The organism is Komagataeibacter medellinensis NBRC 3288 (assembly GCF_000182745.2).
Classification (GTDB): domain Bacteria; phylum Pseudomonadota; class Alphaproteobacteria; order Acetobacterales; family Acetobacteraceae; genus Komagataeibacter; species Komagataeibacter medellinensis.
Window position 1 is genome coordinate 1 of record NC_016029.1, and the last position, 4,615, is coordinate 4,615.

A 4,615-nucleotide genomic window follows, 5' to 3' on the forward strand; every position below is an offset into this window, starting at 1 on the left:
ATGCTTCTGACACCGCGCTGTTCTGACCCCGCCCTCTCTGAAGCCGACCGGGAACGGATCACCAGCTATCTTATGGCGTCTCTGTCTCCGGCGACCCGCGCCGCCTACGCCACCGACTGGCAGAGTTTTACGGTATGGTGTGCAGAACATGACGTGCTTGCCCTCCAGGCAACACCAGCTCAGATCGCCTCCTGGCTCTCCTCTCTGGCTGAAGCAGGCCGTAAGGCGTCTGGGATTACCAGAGCACGCGCTGCCCTGTCGCATGCCTTTCAGGGACAGGAGCACAACCCAGTCAAAGCCCCCGGCGTAGAGCGTGTCATGGCCGGTATCCGCCGCACCCTTGGGACAGCCCCCACACGCAAACAGGCTGCCACGGCTGAAATTGTGCGCGACATGCTGGCCCACTGCCCCTCCTCCCTGAGCGGTCAGAGAGATAAGGCGCTTCTGGCGCTCGGCTTTGCCGGAGCTTTGCGACGCAGCGAGCTGGTGGCGCTGACTACAGATGATCTGCTGTTTCAGGAACGCGGACTACTGGTCACCATCCGGCGCAGCAAAACTGATCAGGACGGCAGCGGGCAGACCATCGGCATCCCGAATGGCCGCCGTCTCCGTCCAGTAGACGCTATACGCTCATGGCTTGCGGCATCCGGGATCACACAGGGACCGGTGTTCCGCAGCATTACCCGTCACGGGCATCTGAGCGCACAGCCTCTCTCAGACCGGTCTGTCGCCACCATCGTCAAGACATACGCCCACGCCGCGGGATATGATCCGAGGGGGTTTTCCGGTCATTCCCTTCGGGCCGGATTTGTGACCTCTGGTGCACAGACGGGGCAAGACGCCCTCGCTCTGGCTCGTGTAACACGCCACAAAAATCTCTCTGTCCTGCAAACCTACGTCCGGGACGATGCCCCTTTCCTGAATCATCCCGGCGAGGCGTTCCTGTAAGAACCCGAAGGCGGATGGGAGCGCCCATCGTGCGCGGCCTGCAAGCGGTTCCAGAACGCGGCACCATTCCCGAAAACGGCTCCCAATCGCAGGGCAAGCTCCGGCGTAACCGGAGTTCTCTCAGCCAAGAGGTCTAAAAGGTCGGCCTCGGACAGAGCGAGACGAGCAGCAAGATCTGTCACGCTTTGTCCCATAGCCGGAAGCAGGTCTTCCCGCAGGAGCGCTCCCGGATGCGTTGGTGTTCGATCAGAGTGTCTGGCCATAACCTGTTCCTTCTTGCCTCTTCCTCTGTCTGACTTGTCTGGCGCATCTGTCAGACATGACAGACATAACGCGGGCATGCTTCAGTTCTGCCAGACAAGTCAGACAGAGGAGTCAGACATGACAGACGAACCTAAACCATGGTCTATCCGGGGCGTTCATCCCGAGGTGCGGAATGCCGCTCTGGCCGCCGCCAAAAGAGAGGGGGTCACGATTGGCGAGTGGTTAGACAGAGCCATTCGGTCTCACGTTAAAAACGGCAGAAATCCAACAGAAAACCTGTCAGACGTTCCTGTCAAACAGACGCCAGACTTGTCTGACGCAGAACGTCTCGTCAGCATGATCGCCCAGCTTTCGGAAGCCGGTGCACCGGTCCCGAAATCCGTCTCCAGCAAAGCCTATGCTCTGATCCGGGACAGCCTCAAAGGAGTGCAGCAACAACACAGGGCGGCCCTGCCCTCTCCTGAGCAGGATTGATGGATTTACCAGATTTTGAGGTCAGGCAGTCAAAGCGTACATCTTCTTTCTGAGGATGCACCGCAAGACAGGACACCGTTAAGCACTACAGGTGCGCATAAGGTTTATGTGAAGTAGTCACGCCGTTAGCGTGGGCCTACTTCACCTGTCCTGCCCAACTTTTACAAGATATTTTGACGGCATAAACGGTTATAGCCGAGCGTAAAACTCGGTTATTTTTTGCAAATCATGGTTATATTTTTTTGTCATTCTTGGTTATTTTTTAGCAGGGCTGATTTGGATCATCCAAAAAATAGAGAGTGAAATTTTAGCGGCTAAAATTTTCTGAAAAATTTGATCCTCTCTTTTGCTTTGTCTGTCCCATTGGATAGACAAACCTCTCCCATTACTCCCTGCTTCCTGAGCCTTTGGATCGTCTCGTTTGCTTGGTGTGAGAGGGGGGTATCAGGTCTTTCCCCTATATCCCGCCTCTTGAGGTGTCTGCCCGCTTTGCATACGGGTCAGAATCTCCAGCCACTCGTCTTTCGTATGCCGCGGATAGGGTTGATTTATATTTTTGGAATAGGTTTCCGCTGTAAAAATGTCAGTCTGAAGAAAGCGCTGTTTCCTGCGGGCCAGAGCCTCTCGTAACTGCTGCGCATAGTGTCGGGCCGCAACCTTGGCCTGCTCTAGTGGCTTCAGCACCAGTCGATACAGATTGGAGCCACTCACCATACGGCCCTGACGCTTCACCCGACGCCGGGTGCGCTCCACAAGACCAAGGAGGTAGGCTTTCTCAAGGCTGCGGATGACTGTTCGAGCTGAACAACCCGCACGTGCTGCTATGGCTTCATGGCTGGGAAAGAGACCGTGTGGACCCTCAAAGGAGGCGAGCGCCTGTAAGACCAGATGTGTCTTTCCGGAGATCATCCGGCTCTGCGTGAGTGTCCAAAGTTGGGAAGAAAACGTCTGAGACAAAGCCGGGCCCTTTCTAAATTATGGGCGAGGCTTCCTTCTTTCCTGCGATATTAGGCTTGAAAGCCTGTTAGGCTATGCCTACTATATCGCATCGGACGCATGAGTGTGTGTCAGCACCTCCTGCATCAAGTCCACCTCGCCGGGAAGCGAGATTTTTGAAGGGGATGCCTTGCAGGGCGTCCCCTTTTTTATTTCTATTACATTGCCGCTACCCTGCACATATAGCAAGCCACTCTTTTCTAGAGTAATGTTTCTCAAAACAAAAAAATAAAATTTTTATATAACTATATTTTCCAATATCCTTTCTTATATGTTGGATATATCAATCCTTCTTTTTTCATTTTCAATAAATGTGTCCTAAAAGAGCTTTTATTTAAATTTTTGTATTTTGAGTTTAAGTAATCATATATGAAGCATGACTTTGTAGGCTTACCATTCCTAAACTTTAAATAATCAATTATATAAGATCTAAGTATTTTTATATCTATTCTTTTTTCTGTTGGATTAATATTATTAATTTTCAACAATCCAAAATTTAAATCTCTTAACATTCCGTATGTAACGTCTCTTTCTTTTTTTAGTCTTGATAATTCAGAATCAATTTCTTTTAATTTATTTGAAAGAAATTCAGTTACAACTCGATTATCTTCGATAGTGGAATTATCTTTCATTTTTGTTGTCCTGTTAATTTTTACAACATTATCTGAAATTTGTTCACCAATTCCTTTAAAAAAACCACATATTTTTTCGTTTTTTTGTTGACTATAATTATCTATGGCGATATTCTTGATATCAAGAATATCGCCATCATGTTATTTTTTGTTTTTTAGGACATTTCCTTCTTGATTTCCGCCCTTGTCGGCGATATAGAAGAAAGACGGAAACAAAAAAGCCCCCCGAGAAATTCGGAGGGCTCTTGGATGAGTTAGTTGCTTAGTGTGATCGATGCGCAGTTGAAATGCGGGCGGGAACCCTCATGCCAACTTACCGTGCAGCTGCCGTGCACGTGCATCGAAACAAACAACATAACAGCGTAAAAAAGCTGCATGCGCATGTTCCTTTCATAGTTAGAGTGTAATTAGCGTAAAAAATCTCCTTATAAAATTGGCAATACTACATCTGTACCACAGCTCTTGATCCTTTGTCAAGGGCGTTAAACAAAATTTATTTTCTGGCTTCCGGGAATGAACATTCCCGGAAGCCAGAAAGCTCCCCTATCATGAGCAATGACGGTACCCTCATTGCTCATGATCCCACTCTCTGAGACTCGATCAGGCCACCATCGCCCGTCGCACCGCGTCGGGCTCACGCCACAAGACACGCAGAAGCGTCCGTACTGCCGGGTCAAGGCTCACACGGCCCTGCTCCCAGTTCCGCCATGTTGCCACAGGCACACCGGCCAGAGCGGCAATGTCTGTCTGGGTCAGCTTCAACTGGCGGCGTACCGTCGCAGGAGACGGATAAGCCGGCCCCGGCAGATCGCTTTGTGTCCCATCTTCGCGGGCCTGCTGGTCAATCTCTGCGGCCGTCGTCGCCTGAACGCGTGCCCGATCGACCCGGCCGCCACGACGTTTGATGTCTGCCAATGTCAGTTTTGCCATTTGATCCACTCCTTTCGGTGCATCTTCCGGGCCGAGATGATGCGCAGACACGTCCCGCGCACCGTATAAACGACCATAAACGGGATCCCCTCGATCAAGCCTGCGGCTCTAATACGGGGTTCTCCATAATCCTTACGGTCGTCCGGTTTCTGAAGAACAGGCCCCAGAAAAATCTGGGCCGCATATTCGAAATCGAACCCCCGCTCTTCAAAGCAGGCATCGCTTTTCGCGTCGTCCCATTCAAACTCGATCTCAGGCCCTGTCATGCTCCTTTATATACGCTGTTAGCGTAGTTTCGCAAGGGATATCAGCCTGTGCCGATCGCTCATGCTAGACCCTAGCGCACCCGTGCCGTTCGGAGAGACCCCACC

7 protein-coding genes are annotated in these 4,615 nt (G+C 51.2%); 2 read left to right on the top strand and 5 right to left on the bottom strand.

Going from position 1 to position 4,615, the window contains the following annotated elements; genetic code table 11:
* Positions 1-948: a site-specific integrase gene (locus GLX_RS16340; protein WP_014106735.1), complete on the top strand. Its 948-nt coding sequence runs from the start codon at positions 1-3 to the stop codon at positions 946-948.
* On the opposite strand, the gene GLX_RS17875 is transcribed toward GLX_RS16340, so the two are convergent.
* Positions 924-1,289 carry a HigA family addiction module antitoxin gene (locus tag GLX_RS17875; RefSeq protein ID WP_331396662.1) on the bottom strand — a complete coding sequence of 122 codons (366 nt, stop codon included), beginning with the start codon at positions 1,287-1,289 and terminating at the stop codon, positions 924-926. The two genes, GLX_RS16340 and GLX_RS17875, sit on opposite strands and share 25 nt — an antisense overlap.
* Positions 1,290-1,329: 40 nt before the next feature.
* Here GLX_RS17875 and GLX_RS16350 point away from each other — a divergent pair, with 40 nt between their 5' ends.
* On the top strand, positions 1,330-1,686 hold the full coding sequence (locus tag GLX_RS16350) for a hypothetical protein (RefSeq protein WP_014106736.1): 357 nt from the start codon (positions 1,330-1,332) through the stop codon (positions 1,684-1,686).
* 444 nt (positions 1,687-2,130) lie between these two features.
* Here the strand turns inward: GLX_RS16350 and GLX_RS16355 are convergent, their stop codons facing one another.
* The 4 genes from GLX_RS16355 to GLX_RS16365 all read right to left on the bottom strand — a co-directional run bounded on the left by GLX_RS16355 (position 2,131) and on the right by GLX_RS16365 (position 4,510).
* Positions 2,131-2,643, bottom strand: a complete 513-nt coding sequence (locus GLX_RS16355) for a helix-turn-helix domain-containing protein (protein ID WP_231850476.1) — start codon at positions 2,641-2,643, stop codon at positions 2,131-2,133.
* 284 nt (positions 2,644-2,927) lie between these two features.
* Entirely contained in the window at positions 2,928-3,314 is a 387-nt protein-coding gene (locus tag GLX_RS17880; RefSeq protein WP_014106738.1) for a hypothetical protein, read from the bottom strand.
* Positions 3,315-3,914: 600 nt separating this feature from the next.
* A complete protein-coding gene (locus GLX_RS16360; protein ID WP_014106739.1) occupies positions 3,915-4,244 on the bottom strand; it encodes a helix-turn-helix domain-containing protein in 330 nt (109 codons plus the stop codon).
* Complete coding sequence (locus GLX_RS16365; RefSeq protein ID WP_041247997.1) at positions 4,232-4,510, bottom strand: BrnT family toxin; 279 nt, start codon at positions 4,508-4,510, stop codon at positions 4,232-4,234. Before GLX_RS16365 ends, GLX_RS16360 begins: the two co-directional genes overlap by 13 nt.
* Positions 4,511-4,615: the final 105 nt, after the last annotated feature.

Coding starts and splice junctions, on each gene's coding strand:
- GLX_RS16340 (WP_014106735.1), top strand. CDS start 1: ATGCTTCTGACACCGCGCTGTTCTGACCCCGCCCTCTCTGAAGCCGAC.
- GLX_RS17875 (WP_331396662.1), bottom strand. CDS start 1,289: ATGCCCGCGTTATGTCTGTCATGTCTGACAGATGCGCCAGACAAGTCA.
- GLX_RS16350 (WP_014106736.1), top strand. CDS start 1,330: ATGACAGACGAACCTAAACCATGGTCTATCCGGGGCGTTCATCCCGAG.
- GLX_RS17880 (WP_014106738.1), bottom strand. CDS start 3,314: ATGAAAGATAATTCCACTATCGAAGATAATCGAGTTGTAACTGAATTT.
- GLX_RS16360 (WP_014106739.1), bottom strand. CDS start 4,244: ATGGCAAAACTGACATTGGCAGACATCAAACGTCGTGGCGGCCGGGTC.
- GLX_RS16365 (WP_041247997.1), bottom strand. CDS start 4,510: ATGACAGGGCCTGAGATCGAGTTTGAATGGGACGACGCGAAAAGCGAT.